Annotated in this window: 13 protein-coding genes; 8 read left to right on the plus strand and 5 right to left on the minus strand. The window is 47.5% G+C overall.

The annotated features are described in order from the left end of the window. Positions 1–1160: 1160 nt before the first annotated feature. The gene (locus tag C8R14_RS06405; RefSeq protein ID WP_049753093.1) at positions 1161–1511 is read right to left on the minus strand and encodes a c-type cytochrome; all 351 of its coding nucleotides are present in this window, start codon (positions 1509–1511) and stop codon (positions 1161–1163) included. A gap of 443 nt (positions 1512–1954) precedes the next feature. Between C8R14_RS06405 and rpoH the strand changes: the two genes are divergently transcribed. After that, the gene (gene rpoH / locus C8R14_RS06410; protein WP_011634110.1) at positions 1955–2797 is read left to right on the plus strand and encodes an RNA polymerase sigma factor RpoH; all 843 of its coding nucleotides are present in this window, start codon (positions 1955–1957) and stop codon (positions 2795–2797) included. A 49-nt stretch (positions 2798–2846) separates the two neighbouring features. Here the strand turns inward: rpoH and C8R14_RS06415 are convergent, their stop codons facing one another. Continuing rightward, positions 2847–3560 (minus strand): type 1 glutamine amidotransferase, encoded by a 714-nt coding sequence (locus C8R14_RS06415; protein ID WP_011634111.1) that lies wholly within the window; start codon positions 3558–3560, stop codon positions 2847–2849. 261 nt (positions 3561–3821) lie between these two features. Here C8R14_RS06415 and C8R14_RS06420 point away from each other — a divergent pair, with 261 nt between their 5' ends. Together C8R14_RS06420 and C8R14_RS06425 are read left to right on the plus strand one after the other, a co-directional pair. Beyond that, entirely contained in the window at positions 3822–5216 is a 1395-nt protein-coding gene (locus tag C8R14_RS06420; RefSeq protein ID WP_011634112.1) for a DUF2868 domain-containing protein, read from the plus strand. Then, entirely contained in the window at positions 5216–6646 is a 1431-nt protein-coding gene (locus tag C8R14_RS06425; RefSeq protein ID WP_011634113.1) for a DUF3482 domain-containing protein, read from the plus strand. Before C8R14_RS06420 ends, C8R14_RS06425 begins: the two co-directional genes overlap by 1 nt. Here C8R14_RS06425 and C8R14_RS06430 read toward each other — a convergent pair. Next, complete coding sequence (locus tag C8R14_RS06430; RefSeq protein WP_242500217.1) at positions 6641–8590, minus strand: GumC family protein; 1950 nt, start codon at positions 8588–8590, stop codon at positions 6641–6643. The genes C8R14_RS06425 and C8R14_RS06430 overlap by 6 nt on opposite strands. Before the next feature lie 255 nt (positions 8591–8845). Then, a complete protein-coding gene (gene ppc, locus C8R14_RS06435; protein ID WP_011634115.1) occupies positions 8846–11647 on the minus strand; it encodes a phosphoenolpyruvate carboxylase in 2802 nt (933 codons plus the stop codon). A 123-nt stretch (positions 11648–11770) separates the two neighbouring features. On the opposite strand from ppc, the gene hemC reads away from it, so the two are divergent. Genes hemC through C8R14_RS06455 form a run of 4 tightly spaced genes read left to right on the plus strand, consistent with a single transcriptional unit; the run spans position 11771 to position 15720 of the window. Next, the gene (gene hemC / locus C8R14_RS06440; RefSeq protein WP_011634116.1) at positions 11771–12697 is read left to right on the plus strand and encodes a hydroxymethylbilane synthase; all 927 of its coding nucleotides are present in this window, start codon (positions 11771–11773) and stop codon (positions 12695–12697) included. 19 nt (positions 12698–12716) lie between these two features. Next, positions 12717–13499 carry a uroporphyrinogen-III synthase gene (locus C8R14_RS06445; RefSeq protein ID WP_011634117.1) on the plus strand — a complete coding sequence of 261 codons (783 nt, stop codon included), beginning with the start codon at positions 12717–12719 and terminating at the stop codon, positions 13497–13499. 14 nt (positions 13500–13513) lie between these two features. Beyond that, positions 13514–14542, plus strand: a complete 1029-nt coding sequence (locus C8R14_RS06450) for a uroporphyrinogen-III C-methyltransferase (protein WP_011634118.1) — start codon at positions 13514–13516, stop codon at positions 14540–14542. Then, positions 14539–15720, plus strand: a complete 1182-nt coding sequence (locus C8R14_RS06455) for a heme biosynthesis protein HemY (RefSeq protein WP_011634119.1) — start codon at positions 14539–14541, stop codon at positions 15718–15720. The genes C8R14_RS06450 and C8R14_RS06455 overlap by 4 nt, the downstream gene beginning before the upstream one ends. Before the next feature lie 6 nt (positions 15721–15726). On the opposite strand, the gene C8R14_RS06460 is transcribed toward C8R14_RS06455, so the two are convergent. Then, on the minus strand, positions 15727–16773 hold the full coding sequence (locus C8R14_RS06460; RefSeq protein ID WP_011634120.1) for a CDP-6-deoxy-delta-3,4-glucoseen reductase: 1047 nt from the start codon (positions 16771–16773) through the stop codon (positions 15727–15729). Positions 16774–16804: 31 nt separating this feature from the next. Between C8R14_RS06460 and C8R14_RS06465 the strand changes: the two genes are divergently transcribed. After that, a complete protein-coding gene (locus C8R14_RS06465; RefSeq protein ID WP_011634121.1) occupies positions 16805–17710 on the plus strand; it encodes an SDR family oxidoreductase in 906 nt (301 codons plus the stop codon). The last annotated feature ends 22 nt before the right edge of the window (positions 17711–17732 follow it).

The following is a 17732-nucleotide window of genomic DNA, read 5'->3' on the forward strand; positions in this document are numbered from 1 at the left end:
GAGTGAAGATCAACCCGGGTAATCAAGGGCTTTTTGTTGCTGCTCGTGCTGCTTTGTAGGCCGCAGATTTTTTTCGAATAAATTGTTGGTAATTCACCCGTCAGTTTATTCAAGGGTGATCAGATGTTATTAGAAGGCGTGGATTGATACTTCGATATAAAACAGATTAGGGGAGTTAGTAACTTTTCCTGGTGTCACCAATTGTTGTTTCTTTACAAACTCGCTAAACCCTTGATCTGAGCAAAATGGGATAATCATTGGTGATTTGTGAGCGTCGGATATCGTTGTTGTGAAATTAATAATATGTGCGGTTCTCTAGCCCGGCATCCAGCCAGTAAAGATTCTTGAAAGCATCAATTCCGGCTTGAGAAAGGTTGCGGACATATGCGGGATGATCACGTTGTAGAGTGACTCACATAATAACTACGTGAACGGCGATAAAAGGTAGACGATTCACGATTTGAATGGTGTTGATGTCCGTTTGTTCGATTTGGCGATCTTTGGCGGGTAACAAACTACTATCTGCGTGAATTATGGCCTGGTAGAAGAAAAAATGGCTTGGATAAGCCATATCCAGCTGAAATATTTCATTTGTTTTTATCTGAAGCAGAAAATCTCTTCCCAGAAGGGAGAATACAAGTTGTCGACAGGTGGTCCGGGGAGCTGTTCAACAGCTACTCGATTGGGTTCGTGGTTCGGATGTGAACCGGAAATTGGCTGATAAGTTAATAGCGTGCGTTTTTCGGTTTCTTACCCTTAGGCCAGTCCTGGAGTTTTTTTACAAAATCCGGCCGAGGTTGTCGAGTAAAGTATAGTGCTACATCAAAGGCCTCTTGATCGGTTAATGTATTGCCTTGCCCAAGAGGCTATTGGCTTTGGTAAACGCAGCCGCTGTATTTAGTCTGGCCATGCCGGCAGCGATATTAAAGGATTTGTCTCCCCATAGCGCAGGAAAAATTACTTCACCGTTTGGCCCATATTGCCCTTGCCCGTCCGGCTAATGACAAATAGCACATTTATCGGCATAAACTTTTTTCCCTCTTTCCATATCTGGAGGTTGAGGCGCGGTAATTCTGATAAAACCGCGACCCTCTACATCCACGCCAGTTGGGACATCTTTTGATAGCCAGTGCATATAGGCGAGAATGGCGAGCATTTCATTACTCGTAGGGTAATGTTTTTCCGTTCAAAGAACGCTCGAAACAGTCGTTAATCCGATCTTGCAAAGAATTGATCCTGGCGTTTCTGGCACGGTACCTAGGGAATGCTCCCCAAATTCCGACCCAGGGTGCGGCATTGGGTTGGCGGCCGCCATTGAGATGGCAGCTTGTACAGTTCAATGCACTCCCTGAATTATTTTTTAGAAGCAGAGATGTCTGAAACAGGAGCTTCTGACCCAGACGAATGGCATCTCCCTGCGGGCTGGCAGGAATGGTGGATTCATCAGGAGGATTAAAAGCTGCCTTTTCTACAGCGGGTGGCTGAGCGATGGCGCTCCTGCGCCCAGCCATAGTAGAAGTAATAAATGATACATTTTCATTGGGTCTCCTTTGGCAACTATTACAATTTCCAGTGGGTATCTAAAAATGCGGACTGATCAAGATGTATGGTGTTGTGATGAAAATTGAAAAAATAGCATACTCCTACGGAACCGGATTTCAACCATCTTGACCACTATAATTTATTCAGCTTTTCCTCTGCTGCTTGCCAATCGGATCGCCAGGTGTCATCTTTTATCTTTTGGATAGTTGCTGTGGTTTGTGATCAAATATTTCGGGATATTTCGCAGAGAGAACAGCCTCAAATAAAAGCATATTTGTTCTTTGTTTGATGACAGGATCTTTTGTTGTTTTACCTTAATATTGAATTAGCACTCGAGGGGTGAGAGTGCTAAAATATGCTTGTTGATTTTATATTCCGTAATATTCATTCGGAAATCAGGAGGAAAATATATATGAGTGAGATTTTAACTTTACCGGTAATAAGTGGAGGGAATCTGGAGAGCTATATTCGTGCAGCTAACAGTTTTCCTGTTTTATCACGGGAAGAGGAAATATCGCTGGCTAAAAAAATGCAGGAAAATGGGGATATCAATGCAGCGCATCAACTGGTACTTTCTCACTTGCGTACAGTTGTGATGATTGCACGTGGTTATCTGGGCTATGGGTTGCCGCATGCTGATTTGATACAAGAAGGTAATATCGGCTTGATGAAGGCTGTCAGACGTTTTGATCCGGAACGCGGTGTTCGCCTGATATCCTTTGCAATTCACTGGATCAAGGCGGAAATCCATGAATTCATTATGCGCAACTGGAGGTTGGTCAAGATTGCCACCACCAAACCGCAGAGAAAGCTTTTTTTCAATCTGCGCAGCATGAAAGAAGGGCTGGATACGATGAATCAGGCAGAGGTTGCGACCATGGCAGAGCAACTGGGCGTTAAGGCGGAAGAGGTTGTCGAGATGGAAACACGCTTTAGTGGTCGGGATATTTCGCTTGAGCCGCTAACGGACAGTGATGAAGAGGATTTCAGCCCGATTGCTTATCTGACAGATGGATCAGACCCGTCCAGAGAGCTGGAAAAAGAACAGCTGGAGCGGTTGACGCATGCGAAACTGAAAGATTCTCTAGATAGCCTGGATGAGCGCAGTCGTCGTATTATTGAGGCCCGCTGGCTGCGGGAAGATAAGGCCGCAACCCTGCATGAACTGGCTAAAGAATTGGGTGTTTCTGCCGAACGGGTGCGCCAGATTGAAGCTAAGGCCATGAAGAAAATGCGAGCTGAAATAGCTATTTAACAACTGCTTTATGTAATCTCCTGATAGATGGCCGTATTGCTTGCGGCCATCAATTTTTTAATGCAGTTATCCATTTTTTGTACAGACGATCTGCAACTGATTGCAATGCAGTAATGCGCTCCTCCAGGTTCGTCTGAATTTCCTCACTACTACTGACGGCGGGATTTCCATGGTTACGCAACAGCTCATCAATATTCGCTTCGCACCATGCTTTGACCATCGCCGCTGTCATTTCAATGTGACACTGCATACCCAGATGGATGCCCAGTGCAAAAGCCTGATTAGGACAATAAGGGCTGGATAGCAGTCGTACAGCATTTGCCGGTATGCTGAAGGTTTCACCGTGCCAGTGAAAGGCGTCAAATTCTGAGAGATCGCTGCCAAACCAATCCTGTGCGATAGGTGTGCTTTCTTCAATATGCACTTGTCCCCAGCCAATTTCCTTAACTGGGTTACTTGTTACGATACCCCCGAGGGCGGTTGATAACAGTTGCCCACCCAGGCAATGGCCCAGCACCGGGATATCAATGGCTACTGTCTGCCTGATGAGTGATAATACGAGGTTGATCCAGGGAAGATCATCATGCACGCTCATTGGCCCGCCCATTAATACCAAACCACTGTATCCCCTTGGATTATTCGGAGGAAGCATGCCTTTATCCAGGCAGATGAGCTGCCAGGGAATATGATGCTGATCAAGAAATGTGGCAAAATAGCCGGGCCCTTCAAGTGGGAAAAACCTGAGAATTGCGACGGGTTTCATTAATAATATCCTTCCTGGAATAAATGAACGGATTTCACTGTTCCCTTTCGGGTATTCTGTTTTGTTCAGTAGCGTGTGAATTGTACGGTTTTCCGGGTTTTTGCGGGTGGAAGCTTGTATTACGATCTGCCATGTGATAGCCGCTTCCTGTTGCCATATATTGGTAGTTTGTACTGCCTGATGACAGGGTTTTCAGGTCGCCGTCCGGGTATTCTGGGGTAATCTGATTTTTATTTCTTCTGCTTTGATATATCAATAGTAATGGCTTTTAAAAACCATGATTTTAATGATCTGGTTCGATTGGAGCAGCTGCGGCATATTGAAACCGGTCAGGCGAAGACGCTTTCCTATGCGGGTGTTGCCAATATGGAATCGTATCCTGTTGCTGGTTTCAGTTACGCAGCTTTTCTGGAAAGACTTCTGAATCGTGCCCATCATCTGATTCACGATAATCACCTGGACGATATTCTCCAACAGCCAGAGAAGCTGTTTGTGCGCGCGGGCAGAGTCATTCTGGTTCTGGCAACAATTCTTGGCGGACTGGCAGCGATTAATGCAACCGGTGATTCTTCGACGCTGAATATTTATTGGCTGCTGGTTGTGTTACTCGGATTCAATTTTTTCTCGATGCTGCTGTGGAGTGCGGGGATTACGCTGGGTATTCAAGGGTTAAGTTCGGGTATTGCTGCACAATTGGCGCGCTGGTTGCCCTTCCTCCAGCTCAAGAAAAAGGAGAAGGATTCCATTGGCACGCTTGCTGCGCACGCCTGGTGGGAAACCTGTCTGTTCGGCAAGGTGGGTAAGTGGCGAATCAGCCTGCTGACTCACCAGTTTTGGATGATTTATCTGCTTGCAGGGATGGGAACACTAATCCTGTTGATGCTGGCAAAACAGTACGATTTTGTTTGGGGGACAACGTTGTTACCAGAAAACAGTCTGCCTGAACTTACCCGGCTTCTGGCTGCCCCCATGGAATTGATCGGCCTGGCCTCTCCTGACAGTCAGCAGATCGCAGCCAGCCGGATTGGGGCAGGCATGCAAGATGCTTCGATCAGAAACGCCTGGGCGAAATTTCTGGTGGGAGCGCTGATTGTTTATGGAGTGTTGCCTCGGATAATACTGGCTTTGTTCGCATTTTTAATGCTGAAATTATCGGAGTATCGTTACAAGCTGGATTTATACCTGCCCTACTACGTCACGTTGCGGCAGAGCCTGATTGCAAATGAATTTATGGCGAGTGTGATCGATCGCGATCCGGGAGTCGCACAAGAGCAGCCGGTGCAAGTTGCCCGCAAGGGGCACAATCGGCATTTGCCGGAGGAAGCATTGGTGATCGGCATTGAGCTGGATAATCACATCATCTGGCCGAAAGGAATGGTTTGCCAGGAAAATGTGGCAGATCAGGAAACGCTTATGCGGGCGGTAGAGATGATCAAGAAATCCAGATATTCCTTGCTCATTGGTGTGGCTGCGCATCGGCTGCCTGATCGCGGGGTGCAACGGATCATAAAAAAACTGACTGCATTGGCATCTGGCCAGATCTGGCTGGTTTTACTGCAAAATAATGCTGCTATTCCAATTACGGAGTCACGTAAACAAGCCTGGTTCCGGTTGGCACAAGCCAGTACAATTCCAGCCGAACATGTTCTTTCCTGATGACGATCCATTTTGATATGAAAGCAAGCGGGAGGGCTGTAGAACAAGACGCACCACTTCTGGAGATTGCTGTTGTTGGCCATACTAACACAGGAAAAACCTCACTGATTCGTACCTTGTTGCGCAGTACCAGCTTTGGTAAGGTTGAAGATGCTGCCGGCTCAACTCGGCATGTTGAACGGGCGACTATTTTTGCAGGCAGCGAAGCAGTGCTGAATCTGCATGACACACCCGGAATTGAGGATGTGTACGCACTGCAGGACGAGCTGCAAATAATCGCTTCCAGGAATAAACGTTTAACCCCGAATGAGCAGCTGGAGAAGTTTGTATTAACCACCTCCCTCAATGATCCACTGGAGCAGGAAGCCAAGGTTATTCGGCAGATATTGCGCAGCGATGTCCTGCTGTATGTAATTGATGTGCGTGAGCCAGTACTTGAAAAATATCTCATCGAAATCGAGATACTTGGCAAAGCAATAAAACCCATCATTCCGATATTCAACTTTACTGCCGCGCATCGGGCCGAGCTTGATCTGTGGAGAAAGAAACTGGCGGCATTCAACATCTATGCCTCACTTGAGCTGGATACTGTTGCATTTGCTTTTGAGGCGGAAAAGCGTTTGTATCAGAAAATACAAAGCCTGTTGGAAATACACTACACCCGTCTGCAACGCCTGATTGACCACCGTGCACGAATATGGAACCAGCTTTGTATATCCGCCGCCAGACGGATTGCCGGATTGATCATTACCGCAGCCTGTTATCGGGAGCCAACCGATGATGATCGGAATTCAGTGGATACATCCTCGGCGGCGATAAGGTTGCAGGATTTTGTGCGTCAGGCAGAGCAAAATTGCCTGACCGACTTGCTGAAGATGTTTAATTTCACAGACAAGGATGTCGCTCTGCAAAAGATACCGGTACAAAACGGATATTGGCAGCTTGATCTGTTTGCCCCCGGCATACTAAAGGCTTATGGGCTGGATATTGGCAGTGCCGCGCTAAAAGGTGCGGCTGCCGGAGCTGGAATCGATTTGATGACCGGGGGATTGAGTCTTGGTACTGCCAGTATATTGGGCGCAATTGCAGGCACTGGCTGGTCTACATTCAGACGCTATGGTAAGGAGATTCAGGCAAAGTTTCAGGGGACTCGATGGTTGTGTGTAGATGACAACACGTTACAGTTACTGTATCTGCGTCAGCATCAGCTGCTGGACAAGCTGATGAACCGGGGCCATGCTGCTCGCCATATTGATCAGGTGGATCAACAACCGGAGCGTGGTGATCCACCTGATGGATGGCATGGAATTATTAATATACTCAGACAAAACCCTGCCTGGAGCGGATTATTAAGCCTTCACAATCATGATGATCAGTATCGTTTGATTGAAAAAAATCTGGTTGATGCGCTATTAAACTCAAAGTTATAAATCCTGTTTTTGTTCAAGAGGATAAAATAAGTTTATTGCTTCGATCGGCTGCTTGGCTCCCGGTGGAGCATAAGCGCCGTATTCTGACAGTTCTGTCGGCGAGATATAACCAACAACAGGTTCGAGGTCGGCCAGCCGCATTCCCTGTCTGATCAGATAGAGAATATAGGTCTGCCGCAGTGTTTCAGCAGAAATCCGGCTGGTTATCAGCAGATCGGCATCAATTTGCAGACAGGTCAGCAACGCTTCCAGATCTTCCCGACCCAACCGATTCCCGGTGGGATCAGTCAGGCAACAGCCATGTTTACTGTAGAGTGTAGCCAGGGCAGGGTGTAGAGGGATTGTTCTGGTGGATACATTTCTAATTGTGAGCAAGTTGTTTTCAAGATCAACGTCATCATTTTGCAGGTTTGCGATCTCATCAGGTGTCAGGCCGCTTAGCAGAAAGATAAGCAGCTGTTTTTCCTTGGCGTTTGCCGCGTGAAATAGTTCGTCAATTTGCCGGGGCGTGTATTCATCTATTTTGATGTGCTCTAGTGCCTGTATAGGTTCTCGAAGCAGATTGGTGGGCGTTGATGGCGGTATGCCAAGAGCGCTGCGAGGTAAATTACTCTGATTGTGAAGATGAATATCGGACAGGTGAATGGCTAGTTTTTCCTGTTCTTTGTGCATCAGAAATTCAAAAATCCAGATAGCAGCCAAGCCCATTAGCAAGGATAGCAGTGTCGCAATCATGGCATTCCATAAATAATCCGGCCTGATTGGGTGATGGGGTAAAAAAGCTCGTTCGATAATATCAACATAGGGATATCTCCCGGTGTGTTGCGCTTCAATCTGAGCCAGTCTTGATTGTGTGTCCCGATAGAGCTGCTCTAGCTCTTCCAGATCAGATTTCAATGCATCATGTTCGGTGAAGCGAGCAGTAAACTCGGCTGCTTTTTGTCTGTGCTGGTCCAGTTGCTCTTGTATTGAACGAGTAGCTTGTAGAGCAGCAGCATAGTTCTGTTCGGCTTCACTGATGACTACAGATTGCCCTTTATGGCGGATATGCTGAATTTCATCATCTAATACCCGCAATTTGTCCGGGATAACCTTGAGGGAAGGGGTTAAGGCCATATACTCGCGGGTATATTGCCGGTCAAGCTCTTCCAGTTGTTCCCGTAATTCCTGGGCGCGTTTTTCGAGTGCACTTAGCGTGCGGGTATCTTCAGTGGGTACGACAACCTGTCCTAGTTCAATCGACTTTCTGATAGCGTCGAGTCGTGCTTTTGCCTTGACTTCTTCTTCACTGGCTTTGTTCAACGAGTCGGTCAGGCCCTTGAGACGCGCTAGTGCTTCATTATCCTGCCGTTCGGTTGTAATAATTTTGTTATGTTTTCTAAACTGCTCAAGCTCAAGTCTTTTTTGTTCAATTTTTGCAGTTAGCGCAGCCAGTTCTTCCTGCATCATTTGTATTGTTGAGCCTTTGGATCGGGCAACTTCTTCTGCCCGTGCATCCAGATAGACATCAATCCAGGTATTGATCAGGCGTGGGAGCAGCGCAGGATCGCTTCCTTCGGCAACCATTTCGACTAGATTAGTATCGGTTATTGGCCGAACATCCAGCATGTCGCGAATGGTTGCGGGTGTCAGATCAATGCCTGCTTCAGTGTCACTTCCTTCGCGCAGACGGCTTGCTGTTTCAGTTAATAGCTCTGGGCCAAGGAGAACCTGCTTTTGAATGGTGACATGCTGAATATCTGCTTCCCTGCTTGCTTGATCAATCGCTGTTTTGGCGACTGTCAGCAAGGTGGCGTAACTCTGGTAAATCGCGGGTTGTAAAAAAACGGCACCGAGAGAAAGTAACAGGCAAGATAGAAAAACTACGGTAAAGATTAGCAGCCTGGTGGGCTTGAGTCGAGCAAGGCGATTTATGAAAGAGCGAGCCCTTTCTGCGATAGACATGGTGTTTTCCAGTTGAGGGCTCTCTGTTTTCATAATTTTTTCAGCATCAAAAGTTAGATTCGGAGATAAACCGAAATCAGAGATAAACCTTTAATCGTAGTCTTCAATTTTTTTCGTTAAATATACATGAGGTGCTGAGTATACGATCTGAAAACGACTACTTACCAGCATCTTTCCCTAGATCGTAGTTGTTATTACTGTAAGGCACAGTACTTTAATTCACAATAGCTGATTGAATAAGGTATTTCGAAAATACTAACCGCTGTTTCTTAACCCGGTGGCCACGCCGTTGATGGTCAGATGAATTGCACGCCGGATCGCATCATCATCATCCCCTGAGCGATAGCGGCGAAGGAGTTCGACCTGAAGATGATTCATCGGATCGATATAGGGCGTGCGGATCCGGATGCTGCGCGCCAGCGTGGGATTGTCCTGTAGAAGTTCGGTATGCCCGGTGATGGCAAACAGCCATTTCACACAAAGTTCCCATTCTGTCCGGATGGCAGTGAAAACATACTGGCGTAATTCAGAATCAGTAACCAGTTCTGCGTAGCGTGAGGCAATGCCCAGATCACTCTTGGCCAACACCATATCCATATTGGAAAGCAAGGTTTGAAAGAATGGCCAGGTTCGGTACATTTTTTGCATCTGTATTAATACGTCCTGCGTATTTCCGGCCTGTTGCACAAAATTCTCGACAGCGGTACCGAATCCATACCAGCCAGGAATCATAGTGCGGTTCAGGCTCCAGCTGAAAACCCAGGGGATGGTACGCAGATCCTCTATTTTATTGGAAGGTTTACGTGAAGTCGGGCGGCTGCCGATATGCAAGCCGGCAATTTCACGGATGGGTGTGGATTCCTGAAAAAACTGTGTGAAATTAGGTGTTTTATAGACCAGGTCGCGATAGGCTGCATATGCGCTGGCAGACAGTTCTTCCATAATCTGATAGCACTGTGGTGTGTGGCAGTGGATAGCATCACGATCAAGCAAGGTGGATTCAATGGTGGCAGCCACTAGCGTTTCAAGATTACGCCGCCCGATTTCAGGATCTGTATATTTGCTGGCAATGACTTCTCCCTGCTCGGTCAATCTGATCTGGCCGTTGACGCTGCCAGGAGGCTGTGCAAGTATTCCTTGATAGCTGGGACCGCCGCCGCGTCCCACCGTGCCACCGCGCCCATGAAATAGGCGCAGCCGTACTCCATGACGGTTAAATACCTTGGTGAGTTCGATTTCGGCTTTGTGTATTTCCCAGTTGGAGGTAACAAATCCGCCATCCTTGTTGCTGTCTGAATAACCCAGCATAACTTCTTGCAAGTTACTCCTGGATCGCAACATTTTACGATACTCGGGCAGTGAAAACAGTTCTTCCATGACATTGGCGCAACCGCGCAGATCATCGATTGTTTCAAACAACGGGATGATGTTTACAGTCGATCGTGCAGCTTCGCCAAACTGTAGTAGCCCGGCTTCTTTCAGCAACAATGCTGCTTCTAGTATGTGGATGACCCCGGTTGCCATGGAAATAATATAGTTAGGCAGCGCGACATGGCCAAAGCGACGCTGGATTTCGGCGGCCATTCTCAAGATTCGCAACTCACCCTGTGTGATATCAGAATAATCAGACAAGGATGAGACCAGTGGATGTGAACGCTTGAGTTCGGCCAGAAGCCATTCAGCACGTTCCGCTCGAGTCAAATCAGGATAGTTGCGGTTGTCCTGAGCGTTTTTTTCATATAATTCAGACACAACCTGTTCGTGGATTTTGCTGTGCTGACGCATATCCAGTGATGCGAGGTGAAATCCAAATACATCTACCGCACGGCGCAGGTCTCGTATGGCACCTTGAGCCAGCTTGTTTGATTGGTGTTGTTTCAAGGAACGAATAACGATATCAAGATCATGTACGAACTCGGCGCTGTCAGCATACGGTTCTGCCGTATTTTCCTGGTATTGCCGGCCAACGTGAGGGCTTAAGTACCTGCTGGTTGCAATCAAACGCGTGTGCATGCCGAGAAAGACGCGCCGATACGGTTCATCGATCCTGCTGGCTGGCAAGCCGGGCGCAGTCGAAGCCAGCCCCTCCAACTCGCTGGTTACTTTGATCAGGCGTTCAGTCAGACTCATGGCCTGGCCGATTTTTTCTACTTCCTCAATATAATAATCAAGTATCAATGCGGAATGCCGTTCGGCGGCATGTAACATAATTTGGTGGGTGACAAAGGGATTTCCATCTCGATCTCCCCCAATCCAGCTGCCAATCCGTAAAAATGAGGCAATACATGGCGCCGCCTTGTCCATGTGACGCTCCAGAATATCTTCAATCTTGGCGTAGATATAAGGAATCTGCTTGAGAAAGGTGTAGTGGTAATAGATCAGGCCGTTTTCAATTTCGTCTTGTACTGTCAGCCTGACTGAGCGCAGCACCCGGGTTTGCCACAGTGTTTGGATAGCGGAACGTAAATCTTCTTCATTGTGGCGCAGTTCATTGGGAGTGAGTTGGGTGCGATCCCGTTCCTTGAGCAGACGTTGTATCTTTAGTTGATAATCCAGAATGCTGCGCCGCTGTACTTCAGTAGGGTGAGCTGTTAATACTGGGGAGATGAGTGCCTCGGCAAAGAAATTCTCCAGTTGTTGCGTATTAATTCCTTTTGCCACCACACGTTCTAGAGCTAACGTAACGCTGCCATCCTGGGGCGGTGAGCCTGCACGCAAATGAGCGCGGCGACGGCGGTTATGATGTAGATCTTCGGCGATGTTCGAAAGTAGCGAAAAATAGCTGAATGCCCGGACAACAGCTGTAGTTTCCTTGTGGCTGAGATGATTGAGTATGGTGTCCAGCTCTTTTCCTGCCTCTTCATCCTGTTCGCGGCGAAAGCGCACAGCAGTCTGACGAATGGTTTCTACCAGATCAAACATTGGCTCTCCTTCCAGCTCTCGTATCGTGTCGCCCAGCATGCGCCCCAGCAAGCGAATGTCTTCCCGTAGTGGATGGTCTTTTTCGAGGGATGTGTCTTTTTCGGGAACAATATTTGCTAGGGTATTCAAACTCATTGTTGTGTGTCTCCTGTAATCATGGGCTCGGGTCACCGGGATAAAATGCAGTTATTTGCCATCATCCGGACCGGGGTCGCCCGTGCTAGAATGGCGGCATTGCTTCAAAATCAGATTCTTATTATGTCTAGTCCTGAAAAAATTGTTATTGCGTCACGCGAGAGCCAGCTTGCTTTATGGCAGGCAAATTTCATTCGAAGTCGTCTGCTTGAATTATACCCGCAAACTGATATCACCATACTTGGCATGACGACTAAGGGAGATCAGATTCTGGATGTTTCCTTGTCAAAAATTGGTGGCAAGGGGCTTTTTATCAAAGAGCTTGAACTGGCTCTGGAAGACGGCCGTGCGGACATCGCAGTACATTCTATGAAAGATGTGCCGATGATTGTTCCGTCTGGATTCAGGCTGGCCGCCATCACAGAACGGGAAGATCCGCGTGATGCATTTGTTTCCAATGATTTTACCAGCCTGGAAGAATTGCCCACCGGAAGCGTGGTAGGGACTTCCAGTTTGCGGCGAGAATCCCAGTTACGGGCGCGCTTCCCGCATCTGCAAGTGCGTCCGTTGCGTGGTAACGTGCAAACGCGACTGCGAAAGCTCGACGAGGGGGAATACAGTGCAATCATTCTGGCTGCAGCTGGACTGAAACGGCTGGAGCTGGGATATCGCATCAGCATGCTGATACCACCCGAGCTGAGTCTTCCGGCGGTTGGACAGGGTGCGTTGGGTATCGAGTGTCGCGATAATGATCCTGATATGGTGGAATGGATGAAGCCGCTACACCATGCCACAACTGCTTATTGTGTGGAGGCAGAGCGTGCTATGAGCCGTGTGTTGGGGGGCAGCTGCCAAGTACCGCTGGGTGGCTTTGCTGAAATTTTTGAAGGGGTATTGACGCTGCGTGGTTTTGTGGCCACCCCTGACGGATCAAAAATAATCGCAGATAAATTATGTGGCAAGCCGGAATCAGGAGAACGGGTGGGCGAGCAACTGGCGCAAAACCTGAAAACGCACGGTGCGGAAGAGATTCTTGCCGCCCTGGCCTGAGATGTGATCGGGGCAGATATTGGCACTTGATCGGTTAGCCGGTAAAAGTATTCTGATTACCCGCCCTTTGCATCAGGCGGGTAATCTGGCTGCACGAATCAAGGGGTTGGGCGGAGAGCCATGGTTGTTCCCCGTGCTGGAGATTTCTGATAGCGAAAACAAGCAGCCGTTACTGGATATGATTGCGCGGCTTGATGATTTTGATCTGGCTGTTTTTGTCAGCCCGAATGCGGTGGAAAGAGTTATGCCGCTGGTTCATGCAGAGCGCCGCTGGCCTGAGCATGTACGTGTTGCAACCGTGGGAAAGGGGAGTGCCCGGGCGCTCGAACACCATGGTATTCCCGCTGTCATTGTTCCAGAAGATGGTTCTGATAGCGAAGCCTTGTTGCGCGTGCCACAACTGCAGATCATGCAGGGTAAGCGCATCATAATTTTTCGCGGTAATGGCGGGCGGAAATTGCTTGGGGATACGCTACGTGATCGTGGCGCCAGTGTTGACTATGTTGAATGCTATCGTCGCCACCGGCCGGAGGTTGATCCCTTGCCGTTGCTGAAGTACTGGCATGATAACGGGATCCAGGCAGTAGTCATCAGCAGCAGCGAAGGTCTGGATAATTTATTTGACATGATCGGTAAAACAGGCCAACAATTGCTCAGAGCTACCGCCGTGTTTACGGCACATGACCGGATTGAGTGCAAGGCAAGAGAGCTGGGTATCAGGAAGATATACCGCACTCCTCTCGGAGATGAAGGGACTGTGCAAGGTTTGTTGGAGTACTTCGAAAAAATACAGTCACACTGATAGCATCCGATCATATGAATAAATACATGCAGATTTCGACTTCCGGATCAGCTCGCCGCTTGGCTGTTTTCATACTGATGATCTTGTTAATTGCAGTGACTGCCATGCTGTGGAAATGGGCTGAAAAACAAGGGTACATCTCCGCAATGGAGCATTCCCTGGCAACATATCTGGCTGATGCCGATGTTTTTAGCAGCCGTTCACGCACAATGCTTACCGAGCTTGAGCTTGAAAAAACAGAAATCGAGCAGCGCTTAAATCATCTGGAAGAAAGATTGCTGGTTACCCGTGAATCGCCTGTTGAAGTTGGCAAGCTGTCTGACGGTGACAGTACTCATACGGGTGCCTGGATGCTGGGTGCGATCGAACGTCTTATTGTTTCGGCTGATCGTTATCTGCGGATGACGGGTGATGTGCGTTCTGCACTTGACTCACTAAAATATGCGCAAGAACTGCTGCAATCCGATGAAATCCCTGGGTCATCAAAATTAAATGAGGCATTGGCAGGGGATATTGCGCAGCTTGAAGTGCTGGCTACTGTGGATGTCCAGAGGATTAACCGGGATATTACGGAGCTTGCTACACGGATTGATGATCTTCCTTTGATGATGGACGCCAGTCTGATAGAGATTGATTTGCCGGAGAAACAAGATACATCCGAGCCACGGTTATGGCATCGTTATCTGCTTGAAATCGAAAAAGATCTCAGCCGGTTGATCAAAATTGAAAAAATAAATGACTCGGGAACATCATTATTATCGCCTTCCCAGATTCATCTTCTAAAAGAAAATATCAGACTGCAATTGATGCAGGCACGCCTTGCCTTATTAATCCGAGATGAAGGCAATTTTCGCACTGCTGTGAAAACGGCAATAGATTGGGTGCAGCAGTATTTTAATACAGAGGCTCAGTCAGTTAGAGATGCTCTGGGGGAGCTGGAAAGATTGGCCAGTATTAACATCGGATCACAGTTACCGAATTTGGGAGAAATCTTGGAAATTGTGTATCACGATCAACTCATGCTGAAAGGAGAGGGTGAATGAAACTGGTGTTATGGGTACTGGCATTATTCGCATCAGCGACAGCTATCGTATTGGCTGCGTACTACAACACGGGTTCGGTTTTATTTACCGTACCTCCTTATAAGATTGAGCTTGCGTTCAACACGTTCATCATAATGGTGCTGTCAGTTTTTACCGTGTTTTATATGCTCCTGCGGATCCTATCCGGATTGTCCGGTATAAACAGGCGGATACGGGCTAAAAAAGCCGAGCAGCTGACATGGTCTGGTGTGAGGGCATTTTTTGAAGCGCGTTACGATCAGGCAATGGAATTTTCAGAAAAGGCCTTCAAGCTTGCTGATACACAAACGACTAAGGTTTTGAATGCCGTTGTTGCAGCCCGATCGGCTCATCAGCAGAGGAATTATTTACGACGTGATCATTTACTGACTGCTGCCAGGGAACAGGCTCCTGTGGGCAGAGTACTGACGTTGATTACCGAAGCAGAATTGTTTCTGGATGAAGGGCGTTATCATGATGCGTTGACAGCTTTACAATCAATTTATTCATTCGGTGGTCTGCAAAGTACTGCGGTACTTTTACTGGAGCTAAAAGCCCAACAGATGGCTGGAAACTGGGATGCTGTGCTGGAATTAACTGAAGTGTTGTCAAATCGCTCATCTGTTGATAGAGCACATGTGGATGAATTACGGCACCAGGCACACTTGGAAAATATTAAAAAGAACACAAAAGATATTGTTTTACTGAAGAAATACTGGGGAACCTTGCCATGGCAGGAAAAAACTGATGGCAGGATTGCAGTAGCAGCAGCTCGCGCGTTAATGGCTCAAGGAGATAATGCTGCTGCACAAAAAATTATTGAAAATGGTTTGGATGCCGGGCTCTATCCAGAGCTGGTTGCATTATATGCAGATTGTCAAAGCGGTATAGTCAGCTGGCAAATACAACGGGCAGAAAGCTGGCTCGTGAAGTATCCGAACAATGCTGATTTATTGCTGGCGCTGGGACGGCTTTGTACTTACGGGGAGTTATGGGGTAAAGCGCAAAACTACCTTGAAGCAAGTTTATCAATTGATCCAGGATATCCGGCACATCTTGCATTGGCTCAGTTATTTGAGAAATTGGGTAAGCAAGAGGCAGCAAGCGAACATTATCGCAAGGGACTAGACTTTGCACTCAAGCAGATCAGCTCGGCTTGATTTGTGTCAAGTTACTGCCGGTTTTGAGGGGATGAAGGCATCAGAGAAAAAATTCTCCTCTTGTAAATTCCGCTGACTGGTAAAGTTGTCGAAGGCAGCCTTTACCATGGCAGGAGCGCCACAGGCATAAACCTGGCAATCCGACAATGTGTCCATGTCTTCCATAACGGCCTGATGTACCAGGCCGTTTTTTCCTTGCCAGTTATCAGTTAAAAGTGGTTCAGATAATACCGGGATATAACTGAAGTTCTTGTTTTCTTCTTCCCATTTTTTAGCCAGATCATTCAGGTAAAGACCATCCCGAGTGCGGGCTCCCCAGTATAGTTTTATTTTGTTATGCTTGAAGCGGGTATTCTCCGTATAAAAGAGATATTCCAGCATGCTTTTAACAGGAGCAAAGCCGGTGCCTCCTGCCAGAAAGATAATGGGAGTATCATTTTTAGGGGTGTCATGAAGAAAGAATGATCCCAAAGGCCCTTCAAACCGAAGAATATCTTTTTCCTTCATGTGAGAAAAGACATATTCAGAAAATACTCCACCGGCATAATTGCGTGTGTGTAACTGTAGAAATTCATCATTCCCAGGGGCATTAGCCAGAGAGAAGCTGCGACGCTGACCATCCTTCATCAGGATGTCGATGTACTGCCCCGGCAAAAATTGTAACCGTTCATTTGCAGGCAATTTCAGATAAATAATCATGACGTCGGATGCCACATGTTCCAGTTTATGTACCCGGCAGGGCATGGTACGAACCCTGATATCCTTGACTGCTTCGATTTCCTGACATTCAATTTCCAGATCAGAAAGGGGCCTGGCGCAACAAAAAAGTGCCAGATGCTGTTCTTTTTCCTGTTCCGTCAGCACTTCTTCGCTATAAGCGCCATAATCAACAATCCCTTGTATAATTTTTCCCTTGCATGTGCCGCATGATCCGTTACGGCAGCCGTAAGGTAAAGACAGCCCATGGCGCAAAGCTGCTTCAAGGATCGTCTCGGTTGGTTCGGTCGTGATGATACGGCCACTTGGCCTGAAAGTGATACGGTAAGACTCCATTGGGGAGATATAGCTAACAAAAATATTGGTTATGAAAAATAAGTTGCTAATTGTGGGATGCGGTGATATCGCTTCAAGAGTGGCCAACCTGCTCGGACAGTGCTATCAACTGTTTGGTTTATGTCGCAGAGTTGAAAATTTCGATCATTTACGCACATTGGGTATCACGCCAATAGCGGGTGATCTGGATCAGCCTGCAAGTCTTGAAAGAATGGCGGGAGTTGCTGCTCATTCAGTCTTGCATCTTGCCCCGCCTCCAGGTCAGGGCAAGCGTGATACGCGTACATTACACTTGTTGTCTGCACTTTCCCGGCGGCAATCAAACACAAAAAAAAGAATACTACCACAACAGCTGATCTATATCAGTACCAGCGGGGTTTACGGGGACTGCAGTGGTAACCGGGTTAATGAAAGTTACCCGGTAAATCCGAGAAATGATCGTGCCTATCGGCGGCTAGATGCAGAACGGCAAATCAGAAATTGGGGGATGCGTAATGGGGTGCGAGTATCTATTTTGCGCGTACCAGGAATTTATGCGCACAATCGACTTCCGCTGGAGCGTTTGCGCCAGGGTACCCCCGCTTTGTTGCCAGCTGAAGATAGTTATACGAATCATATTCATGCTGATGATCTGGCACGCATTATTGTGGCTGCTCTGCGTTTTGGTAAATCGGGCAGAATCTATCATGCGAGTGATGATTCCTGTTTGAAAATGGGAGAATATTTTGATCTGGTAGCGAATCATTTTAATTTTCCCGGTACAAGAAAAATTACCCGTCAGGAAGCCAAAGAGACACTCTCTCCAAGCCTATTATCTTTCATGCTGGAATCAAGGCGTTTAACCAATGATCGTATCAAACGCGAATTGCAAGTCCGGTTACGTTACCCGACTGTGGGAGCCTGTCTGGCAGAGATAGAAAAAATACCAGTTAAATAATCCTGAACTTTCTGCCGTAGTA

It is taken from the genome of Nitrosomonas eutropha (assembly GCF_003201195.1).
GTDB lineage: Bacteria > Pseudomonadota > Gammaproteobacteria > Burkholderiales > Nitrosomonadaceae > Nitrosomonas > Nitrosomonas eutropha.

Excerpts from the sequence above, each read along its gene's own strand:
- C8R14_RS06455 (WP_011634119.1), top strand. The coding sequence starts at position 14,539 with ATGAAACTGGTGTTATGGGTACTGGCATTATTCGCATCAGCGACAGCT.
- rpoH (WP_011634110.1), top strand. The coding sequence starts at position 1,955 with ATGAGTGAGATTTTAACTTTACCGGTAATAAGTGGAGGGAATCTGGAG.
- C8R14_RS06425 (WP_011634113.1), top strand. The coding sequence starts at position 5,216 with ATGACGATCCATTTTGATATGAAAGCAAGCGGGAGGGCTGTAGAACAA.
- C8R14_RS06460 (WP_011634120.1), bottom strand. The coding sequence starts at position 16,773 with ATGGAGTCTTACCGTATCACTTTCAGGCCAAGTGGCCGTATCATCACG.
- C8R14_RS06450 (WP_011634118.1), top strand. The coding sequence starts at position 13,514 with ATGAATAAATACATGCAGATTTCGACTTCCGGATCAGCTCGCCGCTTG.
- C8R14_RS06420 (WP_011634112.1), top strand. The coding sequence starts at position 3,822 with ATGGCTTTTAAAAACCATGATTTTAATGATCTGGTTCGATTGGAGCAG.
- C8R14_RS06415 (WP_011634111.1), bottom strand. The coding sequence starts at position 3,560 with ATGAAACCCGTCGCAATTCTCAGGTTTTTCCCACTTGAAGGGCCCGGC.
- hemC (WP_011634116.1), top strand. The coding sequence starts at position 11,771 with ATGTCTAGTCCTGAAAAAATTGTTATTGCGTCACGCGAGAGCCAGCTT.
- C8R14_RS06465 (WP_011634121.1), top strand. The coding sequence starts at position 16,805 with ATGAAAAATAAGTTGCTAATTGTGGGATGCGGTGATATCGCTTCAAGA.
- ppc (WP_011634115.1), bottom strand. The coding sequence starts at position 11,647 with ATGAGTTTGAATACCCTAGCAAATATTGTTCCCGAAAAAGACACATCC.
- C8R14_RS06405 (WP_049753093.1), bottom strand. The coding sequence starts at position 1,511 with ATGGCTGGGCGCAGGAGCGCCATCGCTCAGCCACCCGCTGTAGAAAAG.
- C8R14_RS06430 (WP_242500217.1), bottom strand. The coding sequence starts at position 8,590 with ATGTCTATCGCAGAAAGGGCTCGCTCTTTCATAAATCGCCTTGCTCGA.